Origin of the sequence: Streptomyces sp. NPDC012508, assembly GCF_042902595.1 — a bacterium.
Classification (GTDB): Bacteria; Actinomycetota; Actinomycetes; order Streptomycetales; family Streptomycetaceae; genus Streptomyces.
This window is the reverse complement of record NZ_JBIBEO010000004.1, coordinates 50,625-73,438: the sequence shown is the minus strand read 5'-3', so window position 1 is coordinate 73,438 and position 22,814 is coordinate 50,625. Positions and strand designations below refer to the sequence as shown.

At 69.8% G+C, this 22,814-nt stretch carries 21 protein-coding genes and 3 tRNA genes; 11 read left to right on the top strand and 13 right to left on the bottom strand.

Annotated features, from left to right (window positions below; genetic code table 11):
* Positions 1 to 11: 11 nt before the first annotated feature.
* From ACFY8U_RS14570 to ACFY8U_RS14550, 5 genes are all read right to left on the bottom strand, one after another.
* On the bottom strand, positions 12 to 776 hold the full coding sequence (locus tag ACFY8U_RS14570) for an ABC transporter permease (protein WP_389569856.1): 765 nt from the start codon (positions 774 to 776) through the stop codon (positions 12 to 14).
* Positions 773 to 1,759 (bottom strand): ABC transporter ATP-binding protein, encoded by a 987-nt coding sequence (locus tag ACFY8U_RS14565; RefSeq protein ID WP_389569853.1) that lies wholly within the window; start codon positions 1,757 to 1,759, stop codon positions 773 to 775. The genes ACFY8U_RS14570 and ACFY8U_RS14565 overlap by 4 nt, the downstream gene beginning before the upstream one ends.
* 138 nt (positions 1,760 to 1,897) lie before the next feature.
* A tRNA-Gly gene (locus ACFY8U_RS14560) sits at positions 1,898 to 1,970 on the bottom strand.
* Positions 1,971 to 2,049: 79 nt separating this feature from the next.
* A tRNA-Gly gene (locus ACFY8U_RS14555) sits at positions 2,050 to 2,121 on the bottom strand.
* Positions 2,122 to 2,232: 111 nt separating this feature from the next.
* Positions 2,233 to 2,586 (bottom strand): Lsr2 family protein, encoded by a 354-nt coding sequence (locus ACFY8U_RS14550; RefSeq protein WP_361435727.1) that lies wholly within the window; start codon positions 2,584 to 2,586, stop codon positions 2,233 to 2,235.
* A gap of 324 nt (positions 2,587 to 2,910) precedes the next feature.
* On the opposite strand from ACFY8U_RS14550, the gene purS reads away from it, so the two are divergent.
* The 5 genes from purS to ACFY8U_RS14525 all read left to right on the top strand — a co-directional run bounded on the left by purS (position 2,911) and on the right by ACFY8U_RS14525 (position 7,601).
* The gene (purS, locus tag ACFY8U_RS14545; RefSeq protein WP_260230829.1) at positions 2,911 to 3,180 is read left to right on the top strand and encodes a phosphoribosylformylglycinamidine synthase subunit PurS; all 270 of its coding nucleotides are present in this window, start codon (positions 2,911 to 2,913) and stop codon (positions 3,178 to 3,180) included.
* Positions 3,177 to 3,857, top strand: coding sequence for a phosphoribosylformylglycinamidine synthase subunit PurQ (gene purQ, locus ACFY8U_RS14540; protein ID WP_361435730.1), 681 nt, complete (start codon positions 3,177 to 3,179; stop codon positions 3,855 to 3,857). The genes purS and purQ overlap by 4 nt, the downstream gene beginning before the upstream one ends.
* Entirely contained in the window at positions 3,857 to 6,106 is a 2,250-nt protein-coding gene (gene purL, locus ACFY8U_RS14535; RefSeq protein ID WP_389569849.1) for a phosphoribosylformylglycinamidine synthase subunit PurL, read from the top strand. Before purQ ends, purL begins: the two co-directional genes overlap by 1 nt.
* Positions 6,107 to 6,217: 111 nt before the next feature.
* On the top strand, positions 6,218 to 6,727 hold the full coding sequence (locus ACFY8U_RS14530; protein ID WP_389569846.1) for an ArsR/SmtB family transcription factor: 510 nt from the start codon (positions 6,218 to 6,220) through the stop codon (positions 6,725 to 6,727).
* Positions 6,728 to 6,752: 25 nt separating this feature from the next.
* The gene (locus ACFY8U_RS14525; RefSeq protein WP_389569843.1) at positions 6,753 to 7,601 is read left to right on the top strand and encodes a M23 family metallopeptidase; all 849 of its coding nucleotides are present in this window, start codon (positions 6,753 to 6,755) and stop codon (positions 7,599 to 7,601) included.
* On the opposite strand, the gene ACFY8U_RS14520 is transcribed toward ACFY8U_RS14525, so the two are convergent.
* On the bottom strand, positions 7,589 to 7,993 hold the full coding sequence (locus ACFY8U_RS14520) for a nuclear transport factor 2 family protein (protein WP_361759098.1): 405 nt from the start codon (positions 7,991 to 7,993) through the stop codon (positions 7,589 to 7,591). The two genes, ACFY8U_RS14525 and ACFY8U_RS14520, sit on opposite strands and share 13 nt — an antisense overlap.
* Positions 7,994 to 8,071: 78 nt before the next feature.
* Here ACFY8U_RS14520 and ACFY8U_RS14515 point away from each other — a divergent pair, with 78 nt between their 5' ends.
* Positions 8,072 to 8,860: a sterol carrier family protein gene (locus ACFY8U_RS14515; protein WP_389569840.1), complete on the top strand. Its 789-nt coding sequence runs from the start codon at positions 8,072 to 8,074 to the stop codon at positions 8,858 to 8,860.
* A gap of 50 nt (positions 8,861 to 8,910) precedes the next feature.
* Positions 8,911 to 9,741 (top strand): META domain-containing protein, encoded by an 831-nt coding sequence (locus tag ACFY8U_RS14510; protein WP_389569838.1) that lies wholly within the window; start codon positions 8,911 to 8,913, stop codon positions 9,739 to 9,741.
* 10 nt (positions 9,742 to 9,751) lie between these two features.
* Here ACFY8U_RS14510 and ACFY8U_RS14505 read toward each other — a convergent pair whose 3' ends face one another.
* A complete protein-coding gene (locus ACFY8U_RS14505) occupies positions 9,752 to 11,149 on the bottom strand; it encodes a sulfatase (protein WP_389569835.1) in 1,398 nt (465 codons plus the stop codon).
* 179 nt (positions 11,150 to 11,328) lie between these two features.
* Positions 11,329 to 11,421, bottom strand: a complete 93-nt coding sequence (locus tag ACFY8U_RS14500) for a putative leader peptide (RefSeq protein WP_352189727.1) — start codon at positions 11,419 to 11,421, stop codon at positions 11,329 to 11,331.
* Between the two features lie 306 nt (positions 11,422 to 11,727).
* Between ACFY8U_RS14500 and purF the strand changes: the two genes are divergently transcribed.
* Together purF and purM are read left to right on the top strand one after the other, a co-directional pair.
* Positions 11,728 to 13,254: an amidophosphoribosyltransferase gene (purF, locus tag ACFY8U_RS14495; RefSeq protein WP_361435749.1), complete on the top strand. Its 1,527-nt coding sequence runs from the start codon at positions 11,728 to 11,730 to the stop codon at positions 13,252 to 13,254.
* A 42-nt stretch (positions 13,255 to 13,296) separates the two neighbouring features.
* The gene (purM, locus tag ACFY8U_RS14490; RefSeq protein ID WP_361435751.1) at positions 13,297 to 14,364 is read left to right on the top strand and encodes a phosphoribosylformylglycinamidine cyclo-ligase; all 1,068 of its coding nucleotides are present in this window, start codon (positions 13,297 to 13,299) and stop codon (positions 14,362 to 14,364) included.
* A gap of 149 nt (positions 14,365 to 14,513) precedes the next feature.
* Here purM and ACFY8U_RS14485 read toward each other — a convergent pair whose 3' ends face one another.
* Entirely contained in the window at positions 14,514 to 14,771 is a 258-nt protein-coding gene (locus ACFY8U_RS14485) for a DUF3073 domain-containing protein (protein ID WP_389569833.1), read from the bottom strand.
* A 319-nt stretch (positions 14,772 to 15,090) separates the two neighbouring features.
* Positions 15,091 to 16,185 (bottom strand): Glu/Leu/Phe/Val dehydrogenase dimerization domain-containing protein, encoded by a 1,095-nt coding sequence (locus ACFY8U_RS14480; RefSeq protein WP_361435754.1) that lies wholly within the window; start codon positions 16,183 to 16,185, stop codon positions 15,091 to 15,093.
* A gap of 158 nt (positions 16,186 to 16,343) precedes the next feature.
* On the opposite strand from ACFY8U_RS14480, the gene ACFY8U_RS14475 reads away from it, so the two are divergent.
* Both ACFY8U_RS14475 and bldC read left to right on the top strand, forming a co-directional pair.
* A complete protein-coding gene (locus ACFY8U_RS14475) occupies positions 16,344 to 17,216 on the top strand; it encodes a hypothetical protein (RefSeq protein WP_389569830.1) in 873 nt (290 codons plus the stop codon).
* 536 nt (positions 17,217 to 17,752) lie between these two features.
* Positions 17,753 to 17,959 (top strand): developmental transcriptional regulator BldC, encoded by a 207-nt coding sequence (gene bldC, locus ACFY8U_RS14470; RefSeq protein ID WP_003949541.1) that lies wholly within the window; start codon positions 17,753 to 17,755, stop codon positions 17,957 to 17,959.
* Positions 17,960 to 18,280: 321 nt separating this feature from the next.
* Here bldC and ACFY8U_RS14465 read toward each other — a convergent pair whose 3' ends face one another.
* The 3 genes from ACFY8U_RS14465 to hrpA all read right to left on the bottom strand — a co-directional run bounded on the left by ACFY8U_RS14465 (position 18,281) and on the right by hrpA (position 22,751).
* Entirely contained in the window at positions 18,281 to 18,499 is a 219-nt protein-coding gene (locus tag ACFY8U_RS14465; RefSeq protein ID WP_389569828.1) for a DUF6274 family protein, read from the bottom strand.
* A gap of 138 nt (positions 18,500 to 18,637) precedes the next feature.
* Positions 18,638 to 18,711 (bottom strand) — tRNA-Asp (locus ACFY8U_RS14460).
* A gap of 101 nt (positions 18,712 to 18,812) precedes the next feature.
* Positions 18,813 to 22,751, bottom strand: coding sequence for an ATP-dependent RNA helicase HrpA (gene hrpA / locus ACFY8U_RS14455; protein WP_389569825.1), 3,939 nt, complete (start codon positions 22,749 to 22,751; stop codon positions 18,813 to 18,815).
* Positions 22,752 to 22,814: the final 63 nt, after the last annotated feature.

Genomic DNA, 22,814 nt, shown 5'->3' with positions numbered 1-22,814 from the left:
GGCCCCCCTTTCTAGCGTCGCGGTTCCCAGCGGAACCACTTCTGGACAGCAAACACGGTGAGGACGCCCCAGGCCAGCGTGCTGAGTGTGGCGGTGACCAGGTCCTGGGTGTCGCCGACGCCGAGCCAGCCGGCCCGGACGAACTCCATGACCCCGGTGAACGGCAGCAGTTCGGTGATGCTCGCGGCCAGGTCCGGAAGGAGGTCGCGGGGCACCATCAGGCCGGAGCCCATGGCCGAGATCAGGAAGAACGGCAGGGTGGTGAGGCCGGCGCTCTCGACGTTCCGCGTGATGGCGGTGGTCGCGGCGGCAAGTCCCGCGAGCAGCAGGATCGCGGCGAGCAGCCCGAGCGCGAGCAGGTCGGGCCTGCGCGGCGCGGGCACGTCGAGGACGAGGGTGCCGCCGACGGTGAGGACGGCGCACTGGAGGAGCGCGATGGCGGTGGAAGGGAGCGCGGCGCCGCCGAGGATCTCCAGGTCGGTCGCCTCTCCCGTACGGAGCCGCTTGAGGACCAGTTCCTCGCGACGGGCGACCAGGGCGGACGTCAGGCCCATGTAGACGACGAGGACGAGGACAAGGCCGGTGCCGCCGATGAGGGTGGCTCCCGCCATGCCCATCGGCAGCTCCTCCTGGCCCATCTGCGCGAGCGTGGACCGCAACACGAAGATCATCATCAGCGGCATCAGCAGGGCGATGAAGAGGTTGTTCTTGTTCCGCCCGAGGAGCGTGAGCTCGGCCCGCCCCAGGGCGGTCATCCGGCGTGCGGTCGCGTTCATCGGGCGGTCTCCAGGGCGTCGTTACGGGGGTCGTCGTTGCGGGGGTCGCCGGTACGGGAGCCCTTGAGGGAGTCCGTACGGGACTCGTCCGTACGGGAGGCGATCTCCAGGAACGCCTCTTCGAGGGAGGCCGAGCGGGCGTCCAGCCCGTCGAGCTGTACGCCGGCCTCGCGGGCCCAGTCGAGGAGTTCGCCGAGCGCGTGCTGCAGTTCGCGCGTACGGATCTCCACGCGCCGTCCCTCCGCCGCGGCCTTCAGGGTGAGCGGGAGCCGGCCGGGCGGCAGGCCCTCGGGGAGGGTGAAGCGGATGCGGGCGGGCCGGGCGGCGGTGACCTCGGCGGGGGTGCCGGAGAGCACGATCCGCCCCTGGTGCATGATCGCCAGCCGGTCGGCCAGGGACTCGGCCTCCTCCAGGTAGTGCGTGGTGAGGACGACGGTCGTGCCCCCGTCCCGCAGCGCCCGCACGAGCTCCCAGGTGTCGCGCCGGCCCTCTGCGTCGAGGCCGGTGGTCGGCTCGTCGAGGAAGAGGACCTCGGGGCGGCCGAGGAGCGCGAGCGCCAGGTCGAGGCGCCGCCGCTCGCCGCCGGAGAGCTGCTTGATCCGTACGTCGCGGCGGGCGGCGAGGCCGACCATCTCCAGGGCCTCGCCGATGGGCCGGGCGCCGCTGGTGCAGCCGGCCCACATCCGTACGGTCTCGGTCACCGTCAGGTCGGAGGGGAAGCCGCCCTCCTGGAGCATCACGCCGATCCGGGGCCGGACGGCGGCCCGTTCGCGGTACGGGTCGTGGCCGAGGACGTGGACCGTGCCGCCGCTGGGCGCGGCGAGGCCCTCCAGGAGTTCGACGGTGGAGGTCTTGCCGGCTCCGTTGGTCCCGAGGAGGGCGAAGATCTCGCCCTGGGGGACGGCGAGGGAGATCCCGTTGACGGCCGCGAAGCCGCCGGAGTAGGTCCGGCGGAGGTCGTCGGCCTCGATCACGTTGGTCATGACCTCAGCCTCGCGGCCGTCGGAGCCGGTCGGCAGTGCGCGCTGTCATCACTGGGCATGACAAATGTCAGTACGGCGCCGAGAGAGGGCGGACATGGCGAAGGCCCCGGTTCCTGAGAACCGGGGCCTTCATTCCTGAGCGGACGACGAGATTCGAACTCGCGACCCTCACCTTGGCAAGGTGATGCTCTACCAACTGAGCCACGTCCGCATGCCTCCGACCGGCTTTCACCGGGCGGTGCGAGCACCACTCTACCTGATCCACAAGAGTGGTCGGTAATGCGATGCAGAGCGGGTGACAGGAATTGCACACTGCGCCTTCCCCCTGGAAGGGGGATGTTCTACTACTGAACTACACCCGCACGCTGCTTGAGGTCCGGCCCTGCGGCCTCGCCCCTCGGCGTGATCCAGACTCTAGCCGATCAGCGGGGGTGCAGTGCAACTCCGTTCCCTGCGGCACGTCGGAGACGGGGTCAACTGGCCTCGCGGAAGGCCTCGTAGACCCGCTTCGGGATGCGGCCCCGGGCCGGCACGTCCATCTTGTTGGACTGCGCCCAGGCGCGGACCGCCGCCGGGTCGGGGGCGAGAGCGGTGTGCTTGTACGAAGCCACGGAGGCGGGCGATCCGCCGGCCCGGGCGGCGGCGGCCTTGCCGGTGAGCTTCCGGCCGGCCGCGAGGTAGGGCGCCAGCGCCTTGCGCAGTTTCTTTGCATTGGCGGGATTCAGGTCGATCTCGTACATCTTCCCGTCCAGGCCGAACGCCACCGTTTCCGCCGCTTCTCCCCCGTCGATGTCGTCGAAGAGAGTGACCACTACTCGCTGAGCCACGGATATCGGTCCTTTCCTGCGGTCCCACCGTGTCCAGTTTGACGCGTCGAGCGCCTCTGACGTGCGGCGACACCGGCTTTGCGGCTACCCCGGGGCAATGCTGCTTTCCTCTGTATTCCTTTGTACAGCGGCAGGCGTCGCATTGTGAAGCCCAGCCAATTGCATCCGCGTGTCCCGCCGCAATGGGCCGCGCAATATTTCACTTGAATTTTCCGTGGGGATCTTCGGGTGCGTTTGTAGGGTCCTCCAGTCCTCTACCCGCGTAGAATTTGGAGGCAGGTACGCTGAGGGAACCGCCCACGCAACACACCACCGGGAGTGCCAGTGGCACGCGTCGTAGTCGACGTCATGCTCAAGCCGGAGATTCTCGACCCCCAGGGCCAGGCCGTGCAGCGCGCACTGCCCCGCCTCGGATTCGAGGGAATCGCCGACGTCCGCCAGGGAAAGCGCTTCGAGCTGGAGGTGGAGGGACCGGTCGACGAGGCCGCCCTCGCCCGCATCCATGAGATGGCCGAAACCTTCCTCGCCAACACCGTGATCGAGGACTTCACCGTCAAGGTCGAGTCCACGGAGACCGCCGGGGCCTCGTCGTGACCGCACGCATCGGCGTCGTCACCTTCCCCGGAACGCTCGACGACCAGGACGCGCTGCGCGCCGTCCGTCTCGCCGGCGCCGAGCCCGTCTCGCTCTGGCACCGCGACAAGGACCTCAAGCAGGTCGACGCCGTGGTCCTGGCCGGCGGCTTCTCCTACGGCGACTATCTGCGCGCCGGGGCCATCTCCCGCTTCTCGCCGGTGATGGAGCCGCTCATCGAGCAGGCGAAGGCGGGCATGCCCGTCCTCGGCATCTGCAACGGCTTCCAGATCCTCACCGAGGCCCACCTGCTGCCGGGTGCGATGCTGCGCAACAACCACCTGCACTTCATCTGCCGCGACCAGAAGCTGCGGGTGGAGAACGCGGAGACCGCCTGGACGTCCGACTACGAGCAGGGCCAGGAGATCCAGGTCCCGCTCAAGAACATGGACGGCCGGTACGTCGCCGACGAGCGGACGCTCGACGAGCTGGAGGCCGAGGGGCGCGTGGCCTTCCGCTACGTGGACATGAACCCCAACGGCTCGCTCCGTGACATCGCCGGCATCACCAACGCCGCCGGGAACGTCGTCGGGCTCATGCCGCACCCCGAGCACGCCGTCGAGCCGCTGATCGGTACGGGCCGTACCGACGGCCTCGGTTTCTTCACCTCGATCCTCAAGAAGCTGGTCAACGCCTGATGAGCCTCGACACCGTCAAGCACGCCACCGAGACCCCGGACAGCGAGCAGCCCTGGAAGGAGCTCGGCCTCAAGGAGGACGAGTACGCGCGCATCCGCGAGATCCTCGGCCGCCGTCCCACCGGTGCCGAGCTCGCCATGTACTCCGTCATGTGGTCCGAGCACTGCTCGTACAAGAGCAGCAAGGTCCACCTGAAGCAGTTCGGCGAGAAGGTCCCGGCCAACGACGCCATGCTCGTCGGCATCGGCGAGAACGCGGGCGTCGTCGACGTCGGCCAGGGTTACGCGGTCACCTTCAAGGTCGAGTCGCACAACCACCCCTCGTACATCGAGCCCTACCAGGGCGCGGCCACCGGCGTCGGCGGCATCGTCCGCGACATCCTCGCCATGGGCGCCCGCCCGGTCGCGGTCGTCGACCCGCTGCGCTTCGGCGCGGCCGACCACCCCGACACCAAGCGCGTGCTCCCCGGGGTCGTCGCGGGCATCGGCGGCTACGGCAACTGCCTGGGCCTGCCGAACATCGGCGGCGAGGTCGTCTTCGACGAGTGCTACCAGGGCAACCCGCTGGTCAACGCCGGCTGCATCGGTGTCATGAAGCACGAGGACATCCACCTCGCGAAGGCCTCGGGCCCCGGCAACAAGGTGATCCTCTACGGCGCCCGCACCGGCGGCGACGGCATCGGCGGTGTCTCGGTCCTCGCCTCGGAGACCTTCGACGACACGAAGCCGACGAAGCGCCCCGCGGTCCAGGTCGGCGACCCGTTCCAGGAGAAGCTCCTCATCGAGTGCACCCTGGAGATCTTCCAGGAGAAGCTGGTCGCGGGCATCCAGGACCTGGGTGGCGCCGGACTCTCCTGCGCGACCTCCGAGCTGGCCTCCGCCGGCTCCGGCGGTATGCGGGTCGACCTCGACCGGGTCCACCTGCGTGACGCGACGCTCTCGCCCGAGGAGATCCTCATGAGCGAGTCGCAGGAGCGCATGTGCGCGATCGTCGAGCCCCAGCACGTCGACCGTTTCCTGGAGATCTGCGAGAAGTGGGACGTCATCGCGGTCGTCATCGGTGAGGTGACGGACGGCGAGCGCCTGGAGATCTTCTGGCACGGCGAGCAGATCGTCGACGTCCCGCCGCGCACGGTCGCCCACGAGGGCCCGGTCTACCACCGGCCGTACGCCCGCCCGGAGTGGCAGGACGCGCTCCAGGCCGACGACGCGGGCAAGCTGCCCCGGCCGCAGAACGGCGAGGAGCTGAAGGACCAGGTCCTGAAGCTGGTCTCCTCCCCGAACCAGGCGTCGAAGTCCTGGATCACGGACCAGTACGACCGGTTCGTGCAGGGCAACACCGTCCTGGCGCAGCCCGAGGACGCGGGCATGGTCCGTATCGACGAGGCGACCAACCTCGGCGTCGCCATGGCCACCGACGGCAACGGCCGGTACGCGAAGCTCGACCCGTACACGGGTGCCCAGCTCGCGCTGGCGGAGGCGTACCGCAATGTCGCCGCCTCCGGTGCCAAGCCGCTGGCGATCTCGGACTGTCTGAACTTCGGTTCGCCCGAGGACCCGGCCGTGATGTGGCAGTTCGCCGAGGCCACCCGTGGTCTCGCGGACGGCTGCCTGCAGCTCGGCACCCCGGTGACCGGCGGCAACGTCTCGCTGTACAACCAGACGGGCGAGGTCGCCATCCACCCGACGCCGGTCGTGGCCGTGCTCGGTGTGATCGACGACGTCAACCGCCGTACGCCGATCGCCTTCGCGGAAGAGGGCCAGCTCCTCTACCTGCTCGGCGACACGCGTGAGGAGTTCGGTGGCTCGGCCTGGTCCGAGGTGATCCACCAGCACCTCGGCGGTCTGCCGCCGGCCGTGGACCTCGACCGGGAGAAGCTGCTCGGCGAGATCCTGATCTCGGCCTCCCGCGACGGCATGATCGACGCGGCGCACGACCTGTCCGACGGCGGTCTGGTGCAGGCGGTCGTCGAGTCCTGCCTGCGCGGCGGCACGGGCGCGCGCCTGGTCGTCCCGGACGGCCTGGACGCCTTCACCTTCCTCTTCAGCGAGTCGGCCGGCCGTGCGGTCGTCGCCGTCCCGCGCAGCGAGGAGCTCCGCTTCACCGACATGTGCGGCGCACGGGGTCTCCCGGCGACGCGGATCGGTGTCGTGGACGGCGAAGAGGTCGACGTGCAGGGCGAGTTCAGCGTTTCTCTGGAGGAGCTGCGCACGGCCCACGAGGCGACCATCCCGGGCCTGCTGGCCTGACACGACGCATCACGGGAGCCCCCGTCCGGACCTTCGGGTCCGGGCGGGGGCTTTCCCGTTCCCTCCCACGACACTTGCGTAGAGATTACGTAATTACGTAATCTCTACATCATGGAGCTGGAAGAGCGGGTTGCCGAGCTGGAACGGCGTATGGCGGCCCTGGAAGGCGGCGCGGAGCGCCCCGCGCCCGAGGCCGTCGACGCCACCTTCTGGGCCCTGGAGGGGCTGAAGTCGCAGCTCGCCGAGGCGGGCGCGCGGGGCGAGGACGGCGGGGTGCTGTTCACGGGCTCGGTCCGCCTGCCGACACAGGAGCGGTACGAGTGGCAGTTCGGCGCCCTGACCGAGCGGCTGCTCGACGAGGACTGGACCGAGACCGCCGACTCCTTCGCCGCGCTCGGTCATCCCGTACGGCTCCGGCTGCTGCGGGAGATCCTCGGCGGCCGGCGCACCGCGGCCGAACTGGCGGACCTGGAGGAGATCGGCACGACCGGCCAGATCTACCACCACCTGCGCCAGCTGACCGGCGCGGGCTGGCTCCACACCACGGGACGGGGCCGCTACGAGGTGCCGGGAGCCCGGATCGTCCCGCTCCTGGTGGTCCTCACCGCCGCCCGTCCGTAACCGCGATCGTTCAGGGGGAACGTCCATGTCTTCGCGCAAGTTCGCGGTGGTGCTCCACCGCACGCTCTGGCTGGTGTTCGTCGTCCAGGCGCTCGGCTCGGTCCTCGTCGACCCGCCGTATCCGTACGGGGCGGGCTGGCTGCCGGCGATCGCCGCCGCGGCTCTGGGGATCACGCTCTCCCTGACCGCCCGCAGGCGGATGGCGGCGGCCCCACGGGACGCGGTCGAGGTGGAGCCGCCGGTCACCGGCCGCTGGTCGGCGCTCAACAGCCCGGCGGACCGGACGCCCAGTCACGGCACGCACCAGCTCGGCCAGACGTACGCCATCGACATCGTGGAGGAGGACGAGGTGCGACACCGTCCGCCCTTCGCCCGGCTGTGGCCGGTGTCCCGGCCGAGCGAGGACTTCCCGGCCTTCGACGCGCCGCTGCTCGCCGTCGCCGACGCGACCGTCGTCCACGCCGAGGACGGACAGCGCGACCACCGCAGCCGCAACTCGCTGCCCGCCCTGGTCTATCTGCTGCTGATCGAATCCACCGTCCGCAGCCTCGCCGGAGCCCGCCGCGTCACCGGCAACCACATCGTCCTCGACCTCGGCGACGGTACGTACGCGATGTACGCGCACCTCAAGCGCGGCTCGCTGACGGTCCGGCCCGGCGACCGGGTGGCCGCCGGCCAGGAACTCGCCCGGTGCGGCAACTCCGGCAACTCCACCGAGCCGCACGTCCACTTCCAGCTGATGGACGGGCCGGACCTGGACACGGCGCGGGGCGTGCCGTTCACCTGGCGCGGTGTCGGCGTACCGAAGAGCGGGGAGACGTTCCTCGCGGGACGCCAGGCGTTCCTCGCGGGACGCCAGGCCTACTCGGCCTGACCCCAGAAGGCGTCGTTCTCGTCCATGTCCTCGACGCACTCGTCGACGTCGGTGATCTTGCCACCGACGATGGTGAAGAAGAGCGCGCCGTGCATCTCGACGCCGCGGTCGCCGCGGTCGGCGTGGAACTTGTGGGCCGCTATGGCATGCCCGCGGCCGTCGACGGTGATGCTCTCGAGGTCGACCCGCATGGTGCCGTTGGTGAGCGCGCCGAGCTGTTCGTAGTAGGCGACGCAGTTCTCCACGCCCTTGTGGTGCCCGGATATCCGGTTGTCACCCGGCGAGTGGTGCGTGCAGTCCGAGGTCATCAGGGACCGGATGGTGTCCATGTCTCCCTTGGAGAACGCGTCGTAGCCCCGGCGTACCAAGGCGGTGTCAGGGTGCTCAGCCATCGCTGATCGACCCCTCTCAGGCGAATAGGCGCTGTGCTGGAAGCCCTCCCCTTCCAGTCTCCGACTACCCTCGCCCCCATGCCACCGGCCAAGAAGCGCACCCGCAGCTACGACTCCGCGAAGACCCGGGCCGCCGTGCTCGCCCAGTTCAGGAACGTACGGGAGGGGGTGCTCGCGCTGTCGCCGGAGCAGCTCGCCGGGCCGACCCGGCTGGGGGAGTGGACCGTACGGGAGTTGGCCGCGCACATGACGATGGCGGTCGGCGCCGTCGCCCGCGCGCTCGCCGAGCCCGAGCCGGCCAAGCAGGAAGTCGCCCTGCTGGACTGGCCGTCCGCGACGGCGACGGCCGCCGCGCGGATCGACGAGGACACCCGGGCGATCGACACGGCCGACCTTGCCGGACTGTACGAGCGGACCGCCGCGCGGTACGAGGAGCGGACCGCGGGCGTCCCCGACGACCGGCTCGTCCCGATGCGCTTCGGCGCCATGCGCCTCGCCGACTTCCTGGTGACCCGGACCGTGGAACTCGTCGTCCACACCGACGACCTCAACGCGGCGACCGGCCTGGACATCCCGTACGACCGGCAGGCCCTGGCCGCCTGCACCCGTCTCCTCGCGGACGCGCTCGCGGTGAAGGCGCCGGGCGGCTCGGTCGAGGTACGGGTCCCGCCGTTCGCGGTCGTCCAGTGCGTGGAGGGGCCCCGGCACACCCGCGGGACCCCGCCCAACGTCGTCGAGACCGATCCGCTCACCTGGATCCGGCTGGCGACCGGCCGGGCCCGGTGGGCCGATGAGCTGCACGCGGCGCGGGTCGGCGCCAGCGGTGAGCGGGCGGACCTCGGCGCCCTGCTTCCGCTCATGGGGTGACTCCCCGGAGTCGTACGGAACCGTCCGCGCCGCCCGCCCGTCCCATCCCCATGCTGAAGACACGTCCCATCGCAGCCACCGCGGTCCTGGCCTCGCTCGTCGTGCTCTCGGCGTGCGGCACCGAAAAGGCCGGCTCCGACCCCGGCGCGGGTTCCGTCGCCCCCGACGTGCCCGTCGCCGGAGTCCACTGGGCCTTCGACACAGTGACCGTGGCGGGCAAGGAGACCCGGGCGCCCGACGGCGCCCACATCGAGATCGCCGCGAACGGCCAGGCGTCGGGGAACAGCGGCTGCAACGGCTTCGGTGCCGAGGTGTCGGTCCAGGGGGACACCGTCACCGTGAAGCAGGGCCAGGGCACCGAGATGGCGTGTCCCGGTGAGCGGGGCGCCTTCGAGGCCGTGCTCCAGAAGGCCTTCGCCGGCTCGCTGAAGGCCCGGGTGGACGGCGACCGGCTCACCCTCACCTCGGAGGACGGCAAGAACGTCGTCGCGCTGACGTCGGAGCCGCCCGCCCCGCTGAACGGCACCACGTGGACCGTCGACTCCCTGGTCTCCGGCGAGACGGCCTCCTCGCCGCCCAAGGGCAGCGAGGGCAAGGCCACGTTCGTCATCGACAAGGACGGACGGGTCCGCGGCAACCTGGGGTGCAACCGGTTCACGGCCACCGCGAAGGTCACCGCAGAGACCCTCACCGTCACCGGACCGGTCGCGACCACCCGCATGATCTGCTCGGGCCCGCAGATGGAGCTGGAGACGAAGCTGTACGAGCTCCTCGACGGATCGCTCTCGTACGAGCTGCGTCACCGCACCCTGACCCTCACCGGCGCCGACGGCGAGGGCTTCGCCGCGACGGCGAAGCCGGCGGCTAGCCCGGCCCCGTAGCGCCGCGGTCTCAGGGCCCGTAGGGCAGCAGCCCGGCGTCCGTCCGTTCCCACGCCGCCCGCAGCGCGGCCAGCCGCTCCTGTTCGTACGGGGCACGGTCCGCCTGTTCGCGGGCGTCCTCGCTCAGGTGGAACAGCTGGTCACGGCCGCTCTTGCCCCGGTAGTACTTCCAGTCGCCGCGGCGCAGCGCCCGCTCGCCCCGCACCCGCCAGAACAGGTCGCGCTCGGGCACCTCCTCGCCGCGCAGCAGGTGCCCGGCGAGGCTGGTGCCGTCCAGCGGGTAGGCGGGGTGGGGGCGGGCGCCGCCCAGTTCGAGCAGGGTCGCGGTCCAGTCCGGGGTGTACACCGGCAGGTCGCTGACCTGCCCGCCGTCGATCCGGGCGGGCCAGCGCAGGACGGACGGCACACGGATGCCGCCTTCCTGGAGGGAGCCCTTGTTCCCGGCGAGCGGCCAGTTGTAGGAGAACCGCTCGCCGCCGTTGTCGCTGGCGAAGAAGACGAGCGTGTCCTCCTCCTGGCCCGAGCGCTTCAGCGCCCGCAGCACCTCGCCCACGGACCGGTCGAGGTCCTCGACCATCTCCTTGTACTTCTCGATGGAGCCGCCGTCCTGGTGCCAGAGGGCGGAGCGGTCGCCCGCCTTGATGCGGCGGACGATCTCGGCGCTCGTCTCCTCGTCGCCGTCGGCGATCCACGGCCAGTGGGGGGTGGTGAAGTTCAGGTTGAGCAGCCAGGGCTTCTCGTGGTCGCGGGCCACGTACTCGCTCGCCCGCTCGGTCAGGATCCGCGTGTAGTAGCGCAGGTCCTTGTACTGCGCGTCGCCCTCGTAGAGGTCGTACTCACCGCCGAGACCGAGCTTGGAGTAGTACTCCAGGGCGCCGCCGAAGTTGCCGAAGAACTCGTCCCAGCCCGAGCGGGTGGGGGAGTAGTCGGGGAGGTAGCCGCAGTGCCACTTGCCGATGAGGGCCGTGGCGTATCCGGCGTCGCGCAGCCGGGAGGCCAGGGTGGGGTGGGTCGGCTCCAGGCCGACGGACTTGTCGGCGATCGGCTCGGCGAGTCCGCCCTTCGTACGGCCGGGGAAGCGGCCCGTGTAGAGGCTGAAGCGGGTCGGGGAGCAGGTCGCGGAGCCGGAGTAGGCGTGGGTGAACCGGACGCCCTGGCGGGCGAGGCGGTCCAGGTTCGGGGTCCGGATGTGCGGCGACCCGTAGGAGGACAGGTCGGCCCAGCCGAGGTCGTCCCCGAGGATGAAGAGGATGTTCGGCCGGCGGGAGTGCCGGCCGCGAGCGGCACGGAACGGCCGCTCCGCGGCCTGCGCGGTGCCGGCGCCGGCACCCAGCGCGCCGACGGCGGCGGCACCGACGGCCGCCCCACCGAAGGCGCGTCTGGACAGGGGGTTCCTGGGCGTGGGCATGGGGGCTCCTTGGAAGGTGCGGGGTGCGGGGTGCGGGAAGGTCCGGGCGGGCGCGGGACGGCGCGCGGCGGTGCGGCCAGGGCGAGGCCGTGGCTCAGGAGCGGGCGCCCCGGACGCCGGGCAGGCGAGGGCCGCTGGGGTCCGTGCGGACACCCGGGATCAAGGGCGTGCGGGTGTGATCAGGCGCAGCGACAGATGGCGCTGGCGACACGGACGAGGTCCACGTGTCGGCGCGCGACGAGGGTGACCGCACGGTCACGCACAGGCTGCATGGCGGGGAGCCTGTCCCAGAGCGCGTGCACCTGTCAACGACCGTCCCAGTCCCCGGGACGCGCTCCTCGGGCACCGGTCGGCCGGGAAGGGGCATCCCCGGTGCGACTCCCGTCACACTCGGAGGCCGCCAGGGGCACCGTACGAGCGTCCGCTTGCGATCGCCCGGCCGGCCGGGAGCCCCTTCCCGCCTAGGCAGGGAGGTGTCTACGCACGTCAATGGATCACTTCGTGCGATCCCACCACTCGGATGCCTCTCGGATTTCCCCAATTCGGACCAGTGGTCGACCTCCCCTACACTCGGAGACGTGCCACGTGGTGACGGTCGACTCAATCACGATCTGCTTCCCGGCGAGAAAGGCCCCCAGGACGCTTGTGGCGTCTTCGGTGTCTGGGCTCCGGGTGAAGAGGTCGCAAAGCTCACGTACTTCGGGCTCTACGCCCTCCAGCATCGGGGCCAGGAATCCGCGGGTATCGCGGTCAGCAACGGCTCCCAGATCCTCGTCTTCAAGGACATGGGCCTCGTGTCCCAGGTCTTCGACGAGACCTCTCTCGGTTCCCTCCAGGGTCATATCGCGGTCGGTCACGCCCGCTACTCGACCACCGGTGCCTCCGTGTGGGAGAACGCGCAGCCGACGTTCCGGGCGACCGCCCACGGCTCCATCGCGCTCGGCCACAACGGCAACCTGGTGAACACGGCGCAGCTCGCCGAGATGGTCGCCGACCTGCCGAAGCAGGAAGGCCGCACCACCCGTGTCGCGGCCACCAACGACACCGACCTGCTGACGGCGCTGCTCGCCGCCCAGGTCGACGACGAGGGCAAGCCGCTCACCATCGAGGAGGGCGCCGCCAAGGTCCTTCCCGATGTCCGTGGCGCCTTCTCCCTCGTCTTCATGGACGAGCACACGCTCTACGCGGCCCGTGACCCGCAGGGCATCCGCCCGCTGGTCCTCGGCCGCCTCGAGCGCGGCTGGGTCGTCGCCTCCGAGTCCGCCGCCCTCGACATCTGCGGCGCCAGCTTCGTCCGCGAGGTCGAGCCGGGCGAGATGATCGCGATCGACGAGAACGGCATCCGCACCTCGCGATTCGCGGAAGCGAAGCCCAAGGGCTGTGTCTTCGAGTACGTGTACCTGGCCCGCCCGGACACGGACATCGCCGGCCGCAACGTCTACCTCTCCCGGGTGGAGATGGGCCGTCGCCTCGCCAAGGAGGCCCCGGTCGAGGCGGACCTCGTCATAGCGACGCCGGAGTCCGGCACCCCGGCCGCGATCGGCTACGCCGAGGCCAGCGGCATCCCCTTCGGCGCGGGCCTGGTGAAGAACGCCTACGTGGGCCGCACCTTCATCCAGCCCTCCCAGACCATCCGCCAGCTGGGCATCCGCCTCAAGCTGAACCCCCTCAGGGACGTCATCAAGGGCAAGCGCCTGGTGGTCGTCGACGACTCGATCGTCCGCGGCAACACCCAGCGCGCCCTGGTCAAGATGCTCCGTGAGGCCGGCGCGGCCGAGATCCACATCCGGATCTCCTCCCCGCCGGTGAAGTGGCCCTGCTTCTTCGGTATCGACTTCGCCACCCGCGCGGAGCTGATCGCCAACGGCATGACGATCGAGGAGATCGGCACGTCGCTCGGCGCGGACTCGCTCTCGTACATCTCCATCGACGGGATGATCGAGGCGACCACGATCCAGAAGCCGAACCTCTGCCGCGCATGCTTCGACGGCGAGTACCCGATGGAGCTTCCGGACCCCGAGCTGCTCGGCAAGCAGCTCCTGGAGAACGAGCTGGCCGCCGGCCCCGCCGCCACCGCGGCCGCCGACGCCCTCCGCCGGCCGTAAGACCCCCGCAGTACCGCAGTAACGACACGAAAGCTCTCACCTATGTCTGAGACCACCGGTGCCTCCTACGCGTCCGCGGGCGTCGACATCGAGGCGGGTGACCGCGCCGTCGAGCTCATGAAGGAATGGGTGAAGAAGACGCAGCGCCCGGAGGTCCTCGGTGGCCTCGGCGGCTTCGCCGGCCTCTTCGACGCCTCCGCCCTCAAGCGCTACGAGCGGCCGCTGCTCGCCTCCGCCACCGACGGTGTCGGCACGAAGGTCGACATCGCCCGGCAGATGGGCGTCTACGACACGATCGGCCACGACCTGGTCGCGATGGTCATGGACGACATCGTCGTCTGCGGCGCCGAGCCGCTCTTCATGACCGACTACATCTGCGTCGGCAAGGTCCACCCCGAGCGGGTCGCCGCGATCGTCAAGGGCATCGCCGAGGGCTGTGTCCTGGCCGGCACCGCCCTCGTCGGCGGCGAGACCGCCGAGCACCCCGGTCTCCTCGGCCCGGACGACTTCGACGTCGCCGGCGCCGGTACGGGAGTGGTGGAGGCCGACCGGCTGCTCGGTCCGGATCGCATCCGTACGGGTGACGCCGTCATCGCGATGGAGTCCTCCGGCCTTCACTCCAACGGGTACTCGCTCGTCCGGCACGTGGTCTTCGACCGCGCCGGCATGACCCTCGACCAGCACGTCGAGGAGCTCGGCCGGACCCTGGGCGAGGAGCTCCTGGAGCCGACGAAGATCTACTCGCTGGACTGCCTGGCGCTCACCCGGACCGCCGAGGTGCACGCCTTCAGCCACATCACGGGCGGTGGCCTGGCCGCCAACCTGGCGCGGGTGATCCCGGACGGGCTGCACGCCACGGTCGACCGTTCGACCTGGGCGCCCGGCGCGATCTTCGACCTGGTCGGCAAGGCCGGCAAGGTCGAGCGCCTGGAGCTGGAGAAGACCCTGAACATGGGTGTCGGCATGATGGCCGTCGTCCCGGCGGAGTCCGTGGAGGTGGCCCTGGCCACCCTGGAGGACCGGGGCGTCGAGGCCTGGGTCGCGGGCGAGATCACCGAGCGCGGCGAGCACACGACGGGCGCGGAGCTGGTCGGCGACTACGCGGTCTGACACAGCGCTCCGGTGGGTGGGCACCGCCCCACCCACCGTGGCGCGACCGAGGTGTGATGCCGCGGTGTCAGGCCGTCATAGGGACGCACAGAAACCCGGTCCGGGGTACCCGGACCGGGTTCGGTGTTGAGCAGCGCTCTTTTATGAGGTCAAGCGCGACGCTGGGACGACGCGTCGGGACCGGACTCGTCGTCCTCGTCCTCGTCGTCCGTGTTGTAGAGATCCGCGTACTGCGCGTACGGGTCGTCTTCATCGTCGTCGTCCTCGAACGGCTCGCCATTCGGCGGCTGGCTCGAAGTCGAAGCGCCCAGCTCGTTGGCCAGACGCGACAGGTCAGTCCCGCCGCTGCTGTACTTCAGCTGGCGGGCGACCTTGGTCTGCTTGGCCTTTGCCCGGCCGCGCCCCATGGCTCGACCCCCTCGGTGACGGGGCTCGGCGGCCCCAGAGTCTTGACACGCGTTCATGATTCGGAACGGGCTCTCGGTGGAGAGACCGGTCCGTAGGGCTTCAACGGTACCTGCTTCCGTGGCCATACGGTACGCCGCACGCATCACATGCCCCGGTACAGAACCATCGAGGTGCCCTGTCCTCGCTGGTCAATCGCGATTTTAACCTCTTCTTGAGGGCCGACCCGCCGACCGGGGTGAGTCATCTCTCGATTGGGGTGAACCTACAAAGTTCACCCGAAGAGCTCCCCGCGGGCCGGCCCCGCCAAGAATCGGCGGTTCAGCCGCGGCGGGCGTCAGCCATCCGCTGCTCGGCGATCCGGTCGGCGGCAGCGGCCGGCGGAATGCCGTCCGCCTTCGCACGCGCGAAGATCTCGAGAGTAGTGTCGAAGATCTTCGTGGCCTTCGCCTTGCACCGGTCGAAGTCGAAGCCGTGCAGCTCGTCGGCGACCTGGATCACGCCACCGGCGTTGACCACGTAGTCGGGCGCGTAGAGGATGCCGCGGTCCGCGAGGTCCTTCTCGACACCGGGGTGCGCGAGCTGGTTGTTGGCCGCGCCGCAGACGATCTTCGCCGTGAGTACCGGCACGGTCTCGTCGTTCAGGGCGCCGCCGAGGGCGCACGGGGCGTAGATGTCGAGGCCCTCGACGCGGATCAGGGCGTCGGTGTCGGCGACGACCTTGACCTGCGGGAACTTCTCCGTGATCCGGCGTACCGACTCTTCGCGCACATCGGTGATCCAGACCTCGGCGCCGTCCTTCAGGAGGTGCTCGACGAGGTAGTGGCCGACCTTGCCGACGCCCGCGACGCCGACCTTGCGGTCGCGCAGCGTGGGGTCGCCCCACAGGGTCTGCGCGGAGGCGCGCATGCCCTGGAAGACGCCGAAGGCGGTGAGGACCGAGGAGTCGCCGGCGCCGCCGTTCTCGGGGGAGCGGCCGGTGGTCCACTGGTTGGTGCGGGCCACGACGTCCATGTCGGCGACGTAGGTGCCGACGTCGCAGGCCGTCACGTACCGGCCGCCGAGCGAGGCGACCATGCGGCCGTAGGCGAGCAGCAGCTCTTCCGACTTGATCCTGTCGGGGTCGCCGATGATCACGGCCTTGCCGCCGCCGTGGTCGAGCCCGGCCATGGCGTTCTTGTACGACATGCCCCGCGAGAGGTTCAGCGCGTCGGCGACGGCGTCGGCCTCGGAGGCGTACGGGTAGAACCGGGTGCCGCCGAGGGCGGGGCCCAGGGCGGTGGAGTGGAGGGCGATGACGGCCTTGAGGCCGGAGGCGCGGTCCTGGCAGAGCACGACTTGCTCGTGGCCACCCTGCTCCGAATGGAACAGAGTGTGCAGTACGTCAGCAGCAGGAACGCCGGTCACATCGGTCACGGTGGTGACTCCCAAGTACGAAGCGGCGGTTATCCCGGTCCCCCCTGCGGGTGGTGGCGGGACCGGTTCGGCAAGAGAGTAAGTCCTACGCGTGCGTAGATCAGCCGCAGTGCTGAGGATCACCCCCTCCCGGAGTACTGCCGTGGAAGGATCGCGACATGTCGGTCGCCTCTTCGGTCCTCGTTCCGTACGCCTCCTATCTGCGGGTCTACGAGCCGCTGGCCGCCTTTCCGGAGCCGGAGCGGGGGCACTGGGCGCGGTACGTGCGGCGGGCGGAGGTGCCGACGGCTCAGGACGAACTGCGTCGGTCGCTGGCGGACTTGCTGCCGACCCCGCCGGTGCCCGTGCCGGTCCACGAGAGCGCGGACGCCTTCGTGGCGGATGTCGACGGGGTGGTCGTGGTGTGTCCGTGGCGGACCAGGCTGCGGGGCTGGCTGGCCCTGGAGGAGCTGGGGCGGGCCCGGGACGCCGAACCGGGGCGTTCGCTGCCGGGGCCGGTGCTCGACGCGATGCTGCCGCCGGTGGTGCGTGCCCAGGTGGCGGCGGACCACGAGCGCTGGCGGGAGCGGAACCCGGACGCCCGCCCGTGGATCCGTACGGCGGTCTGGCAGGTGCCGGTGCGCTGGTTCACCCTCTTCGCGGACGAGGAGCGGGAGTACGTGCCGGGGGATCCGGAGCGGGGCGAGGCGCCGGTCCTGCGGTACCGGACGCCGATGGTGCAGGCGCGGCGGCGGCTGGCGCGGGCGCTGAAGGCGCTGCGGGAGTCGATCGACGAGGGTCCGATGACGGAGGGTCTGGTCGAGATCGGCCGGTGGCTGGAGGAGTTCCATCCGCGGGCGCTCGTGGAGCTGGACTACGGCGGTCTGGTGCACGTGCTGTCGCCGGAGCGGCTCGCGGAGGACCGGTCGGCGGCCGATGCGGCCGAGGGGGTCGCGGCGCTGCGGGACGGCGACGGGGAGGGCGCGAGCGAGGCGTACGGACGGCTCGCCGAGCGTTGGCGTGCCGTCCGCAACCTGCAGTTCGCCAACTGACCATCGACAGGACACGTCCGGCTGATGTAAATGATCATTGAGCGTCTTGGGGCTTCGGTGTGCCGGCGTGGGGACGCCGGTGTGTTCACGACGGGACGTAGGTCCCGATCCGGGCCTTTGGCTCAAGCGTGACGGATCGCACTTACTGCGCCCTTGCGTCCATCACCCACCCTCGTGCCAAAATAGGACAAGGAGTCCGGGGAGGGTTCCTTCCGCCCAACTTTGGGCGGAACGCTCAGCATTGCACTCTATGGGGGGTCTGACGACTCCTGATCGCTCTGTGACTGATCGTCACAGTGGCGTGACTGTCCGTTATGGCATGGTCCATCGACTTCCGCCGCTGATGAACACCTGCGAGGGCAATTCCATCGGTTTGGCCGACGTGGCTGGACGGATGGTGTAGTTGTAGTGCCGAGGACAAGCCGTTCGTCCTATAACCGACTCGGCCCGCTTCTGCCATTTCGGGCAACGCGGGTCAAGGTGCAGAATTTAGAGGAAAGAACCGAGAAGGTTCGGTTCTCCCGAGGAGGCCGCTCATGACCGCTCGCACCCCTGATGCCGAGCCGCTGCTGACCCCCGCCGAGGTTGCCACGATGTTCCGCGTGGACCCGAAGACGGTGACCCGTTGGGCGAAGGCAGGCAAGCTCACGTCCATCCGCACCCTGGGTGGACACCGCCGCTACCGCGAGGCTGAGGTCCGCGCTCTGCTGGCGGGTATTCCGCAGCAGCGCAGCGAGGCCTGAGGTACCCGCAACACCCTGTAGCACCGGGCAATTCCGGGTCCCCCAACCTGGACCGCCCACCCAAGCTCTGCCGACGGGTGCCTGCCCCAACAGGCTCTTCGTCATCGATCGCGCTGGACTCCGCCGGGTCCAGCGCGATCTTTTTTGTGCCGGCTCACACGTTTCGAAGAGTGGTGCAATTGCACATATTAAATGGGGCCGGTGTAGGGAGGGTGTAAAAGCGAGGGGTTGTGAAACTCGTTCGGTGACTCCCGTCACACTGGCGAAGGCTTGCCAACGAAGAGCCTGCCACTCCTGCGAGAGGCTTCAACCCGCCGTTGGTCATGGGTCGGTGGGACTTTCGTCCTCCGCGCGCTCCAGCTCGATGGCGAGCGCCAGGAGGCGGTGGCAGACCGAACAGTGCCGGGTGAGGTGCCCGCAGCGGGACGCGGCCGCCAGATGGGCGCGCAGCAGCGCCCGTATCTCATGTCTCGACTGTCGTGCCGGCTGTGCCGACGACGACGCCGGCCGTGCCGGTCGTGCTTCGGACGCCGCGGCCATGCGCGACCACCTCCGGTGTGGGCCCCCGTTTCCCTGCTGTCTGGGTACCGGGGCCCGGTGGACGCCGTCAATACACCGGACCGCAACGACGGAGACACGAAGAAGGCCCGCACCGATCGGTGCGGGCCTTCTTGAAAGCGATCCTGACGGGACTTGAACCCGCGACCTCCACCTTGACAGGGTGGCGAGCTAACCAACTGCTCCACAGGACCTCGTTCGCAGCCCTCAACCGGGGCCGCGAAGAAGACTGTACAGCAGGTCAGAGGGTCTGGTCGAACCGGAGCAAGGCGACACCCCCGGCCGGCCCGTCCACTTACGGCGCGGCCTGGTCGATCGCCTTCACGATCCGCTTGTCCGAGACCGGATACGCCGTGCCCAGCGCGTGCGCGAAGTAGCTGACCCGGAGCTCCTCGATCATCCAGCGGATGTCGGTGACCTCCTTCGGCACGGGCCGCCCCTTGGGGAGCTGTTCGAGCAGCCAGGCGTACTCGTCCTGCATCTCGTGGACCTTCTCCATGCGGGTGGTGTCCCGCTGGACGCCCGTCGGCATCTGCTGGAGCCGGCGGTCCACGGCCACCAGGTAGCGCATCAGGTCCGGCAGCCGCCGCAGGCCCGCCCTGGTGACGAAGCCCGCCGGCATCAGCCACGCCAGCTGCTCGCGCACGTCCGCCAGGTTGTTGATGAGCGCGAGGCTGTTGGTCGCCTTCAGACGGCGCTCACAGGCCTGCCAGGCGGCCAGGATCTGCTGGACCTGGCTCACCGTCCGCACGGTCGTGTCGACGAGGTCGGCGCGGACCTTGTCGTACAGCTTCCGGAAGGACTCCTCGTCCCAGACCGGCCCGCCGTGGTCGGCGATCAGCCTGTCCGCGGCGGCGGTCGCGCAGTCGTCGAAGAGCGCCTGGATCGAGCCGTGCGGATTACGGGACAGGGCGAGCTTCTGCTGGTTGGTCAGCTTGTCCGAGGCGAACTTCGCCGGGTTCACCGGGATGTTCAGCAGGATCAGCTTCCTCGTGCCCTGCCACATCGCCTGCGCCTGCTCGGCCTCCGTGTCGAAGAGCCGTACGGAGACGGTGTCGCCCGCGTCCACGAGCGCCGGGTACGCCTTGACCGGCTGGCCGGCCCGTCGGGTCTCGAAGACCTTCGTGAGCGTGCCGATCGTCCACTCCGTGAGCCCCGTGCGCTCCAGGGACTGCCCGGAGCCGTCAGGGCCGCTCGTGGCGGCCGCCGCGGCCTTGGAGAGGGCCTGGCGGGCCTTGGGGCGCAGCTTCAGCTTCAGCGCCTCCAGGTCCTTGTCCTCGGCCAGCTTGCGGCGCCGCTCGTCGACGATCCGGAAGGTGATCTTCAGGTGGTCTGCGATCCGGGACAGGTCGAAGTCGTCCGGGGAGACGGGCACGCCGACCATCCGGTGCAGCTCGCGGGCGAGCGTCACCGTCAGCGGCTCCTGGAGGGGGACCGCCGAGTCCAGGAAGCGGGTCGCGAAGTTCGGCGCCGGTACGTAGTTGCGGCGGATCGGCTTCGGGAGCGAACGGATCAACTCCGTGACGATCTCCTCGCGCAGGCCCGGGATCTGCCAGTCGAAGCCCTCGTCCGTGACCTGGTTGAGCACCTGGAGCGGGATGTGGACGGTCACACCGTCGGCGTCCGCGCCCGGCTCGAACTGGTACGTCACCCGGAACTTCAGCGGCCCCTGCCGCCAGGAGTCCGGGTAGTCGTCCTTCGTGACCCCGGCGGCCTTCTCGGTGATGAGCATCTCGCGCTCGAAGTCGAGGAACTCCGGTTCCTCGTGCCGCTTGTGCTTCCACCACGAGTCGAAGTGCGCGCCCGACACGACGTGTTCGGGCACCCGCTTGTCGTAGAAGTCGAAGAGCGTCTCGTCGTCGACGAGGATGTCCCGGCGCCGGGCGCGGTGCTCCAGCTCCTCGACCTCGGTGAGCAGCTTGCGGTTGTCGGCGAAGAACTTGTGGTGCGTGCGCCAGTCGCCCTCGACGAGCGCATTGCGGATGAACAGGTCGCGGGAGGCCTCGGGGTCGATGCGCCCGTAGTTCACCTTGCGGTCGGTGACGATCGGCACGCCGTAGAGCGTGACCTTCTCGATCGCCATGACCGCCGCCTGGTCCTTCTCCCAGTGCGGCTCGCTGTACGTCTTCTTGATCAGGTGCTGGGCGAGCGGCTCGATCCACTCCGGCTCGATCTTCGCGTTGACCCGCGCCCACAGCCGCGAGGTCTCCACCAGCTCGGCCGACATGATGAAACGCGGGGGCTTCTTGAAGAGCGCCGAGCCCGGGAAGACGGCGAACTTGGCGCTGCGGGCGCCCAGGTACTCGTTCTTGGCGCCTTCCTTCACGTCCTTCATGCCGATGTGCGACAGCAGACCGGCGAGCAGCGAGGTGTGTACGGACTGCTCGGGCGCGTCCTCCTCGTTGAGGTGGATGCCCATCTGCTTGGCGACCGTACGCAGCTGCGCGTAGATGTCCTGCCACTCGCGGATGCGCAGGAAGTTCAGGTACTCCTGCTTGCACATCCGGCGGAACGAGCTGGACCCGCGCTCCTTCTGCTGCTCGCGGATGTAGCGCCAGAGGTTGAGGTAGGCGAGGAAGTCACTGGTCTCGTCCTTGAAGCGGGCGTGCTGCTGGTCGGCCTGGGCCTGCTTCTCGGCGGGCCGCTCGCGCGGGTCCTGGATGGAGAGCGCGGCCGCGATCACCATGACTTCCCGTACGCAGCCGTTCTTGTCGGCCTCCAGGACCATCCGCGCCAGACGGGGGTCGACGGGGAGCTGGGAGAGCTTCCGGCCCTGCTGGGTGAGCCGCTTCTTCGGGTCCTTCTCCGCGGGGTTCAGCGCGCCCAGCTCCTGGAGGAGCTGCACGCCGTCCCGGATGTTGCGGTGGTCCGGCGGGTCGATGAAGGGGAACTTCTCGATCTCGCCGAGGCCGGCCGCGGTCATCTGGAGGATGACGGAGGCCAGGTTCGTCCGGAGGATCTCGGCGTCCGTGAACTCCGGGCGGGTGAGGAAGTCGTCCTCGGAGTAGAGCCGGATGCAGATGCCGTCGGAGGTACGGCCGCAGCGGCCCTTGCGCTGGTTGGCGCTGGCCTGGCTGACCCGCTCGATCGGCAGGCGCTGGACCTTGGTCCGGTGGGAGTAGCGGGAGATACGGGCGGTGCCCGGATCGATCACGTACTTGATGCCGGGGACGGTCAGCGAGGTCTCGGCCACGTTGGTGGCGAGGACGATCCGGCGGCCGGAGTGCGCCTGGAAGACGCGGTGCTGCTCGGCGTGGGAGAGGCGGGCGTAGAGGGGGAGGACCTCGGTGCTGCGGAGCTGCTTCTTCAGCAGCGCGTCCGCGGTGTCGCGGATCTCCCGCTCGCCGGAGAGGAAGACGAGGATGTCGCCGGGGCCTTCGGACTGGAGTTCGTCGACGGCGTCGCAGATCGCGGTGATCTGGTCGCGGTCGCTCTCCTCCGAGTCCTCTTCGAGGAGAGGCCGGTAGCGGACTTCCACCGGGTACGTCCGTCCGCTCACCTCGACGATCGGCGCGTCGCCGAAGTGGCGGGAGAAGCGCTCGGGGTCGATGGTCGCGGAGGTGATGACGACCTTGAGGTCGGGGCGCTTGGGGAGCAGCTGGGCCAGATAGCCGAGCAGGAAGTCGATGTTGAGGGACCGCTCGTGGGCCTCGTCGATGATGATCGTGTCGTAGGCGCGCAGCTCGCGGTCCGTCTGGATCTCGGCGAGCAGGATGCCGTCGGTCATCAGCTTCACGAAGGTCGCGTCGGGGTTCACCTGGTCGGTGAAGCGGACCTTCCAGCCGACCGCCTCGCCCAGCGGGGTCCTCAGCTCCTCCGCGACCCGCTCGGCGACCGTGCGGGCGGCGATCCGGCGGGGCTGGGTGTGGCCGATCATGCCCCGGACGCCCCGGCCGAGCTCCAGACAGATCTTGGGGATCTGCGTCGTCTTGCCGGAGCCGGTCTCACCGGCGACGATCACGACCTGGTGGTCGCGTATCGCCTCCAGGATCGCGTCCTTCTTCTGCGAGACGGGCAGCTGCTCGGGGTACGTGACCGCGGGCACGCGGGAGGCCCGCCCGTCGACGCGCTCCTTGGCCTTGCCGGCCTCGGCGGCGATCTCGTCCAGGACGGCCTCACGGGCCTCGGGCTTGCGGATGCGGCGGGCGCCCTCGAGGCGGCGGCCGAGCCGGTGGGCGTCCCGCAGCGAGACCTCGGCCAGGACGGACTGGAGGGCGGCGAAGGAAGTAGACATACGGAATCCAGGATCGCACCCCGGGCCGAGAACGAGCGAACCGATTTCTGTGAGGTGCGCCCC

Coding starts and splice junctions, on each gene's coding strand:
- ACFY8U_RS14570 (WP_389569856.1), bottom strand. CDS start 776: ATGAACGCGACCGCACGCCGGATGACCGCCCTGGGGCGGGCCGAGCTC.
- ACFY8U_RS14565 (WP_389569853.1), bottom strand. CDS start 1,759: ATGACCAACGTGATCGAGGCCGACGACCTCCGCCGGACCTACTCCGGC.
- purL (WP_389569849.1), top strand. CDS start 3,857: ATGAGCCTCGACACCGTCAAGCACGCCACCGAGACCCCGGACAGCGAG.
- ACFY8U_RS14530 (WP_389569846.1), top strand. CDS start 6,218: ATGGAGCTGGAAGAGCGGGTTGCCGAGCTGGAACGGCGTATGGCGGCC.
- ACFY8U_RS14525 (WP_389569843.1), top strand. CDS start 6,753: ATGTCTTCGCGCAAGTTCGCGGTGGTGCTCCACCGCACGCTCTGGCTG.
- ACFY8U_RS14520 (WP_361759098.1), bottom strand. CDS start 7,993: ATGGCTGAGCACCCTGACACCGCCTTGGTACGCCGGGGCTACGACGCG.
- ACFY8U_RS14515 (WP_389569840.1), top strand. CDS start 8,072: ATGCCACCGGCCAAGAAGCGCACCCGCAGCTACGACTCCGCGAAGACC.
- ACFY8U_RS14510 (WP_389569838.1), top strand. CDS start 8,911: ATGCTGAAGACACGTCCCATCGCAGCCACCGCGGTCCTGGCCTCGCTC.
- ACFY8U_RS14505 (WP_389569835.1), bottom strand. CDS start 11,149: ATGCCCACGCCCAGGAACCCCCTGTCCAGACGCGCCTTCGGTGGGGCG.
- ACFY8U_RS14500 (WP_352189727.1), bottom strand. CDS start 11,421: ATGCAGCCTGTGCGTGACCGTGCGGTCACCCTCGTCGCGCGCCGACAC.
- purM (WP_361435751.1), top strand. CDS start 13,297: ATGTCTGAGACCACCGGTGCCTCCTACGCGTCCGCGGGCGTCGACATC.
- ACFY8U_RS14485 (WP_389569833.1), bottom strand. CDS start 14,771: ATGGGGCGCGGCCGGGCAAAGGCCAAGCAGACCAAGGTCGCCCGCCAG.
- ACFY8U_RS14475 (WP_389569830.1), top strand. CDS start 16,344: ATGTCGGTCGCCTCTTCGGTCCTCGTTCCGTACGCCTCCTATCTGCGG.
- bldC (WP_003949541.1), top strand. CDS start 17,753: ATGACCGCTCGCACCCCTGATGCCGAGCCGCTGCTGACCCCCGCCGAG.
- ACFY8U_RS14465 (WP_389569828.1), bottom strand. CDS start 18,499: ATGGCCGCGGCGTCCGAAGCACGACCGGCACGGCCGGCGTCGTCGTCG.
- hrpA (WP_389569825.1), bottom strand. CDS start 22,751: ATGTCTACTTCCTTCGCCGCCCTCCAGTCCGTCCTGGCCGAGGTCTCG.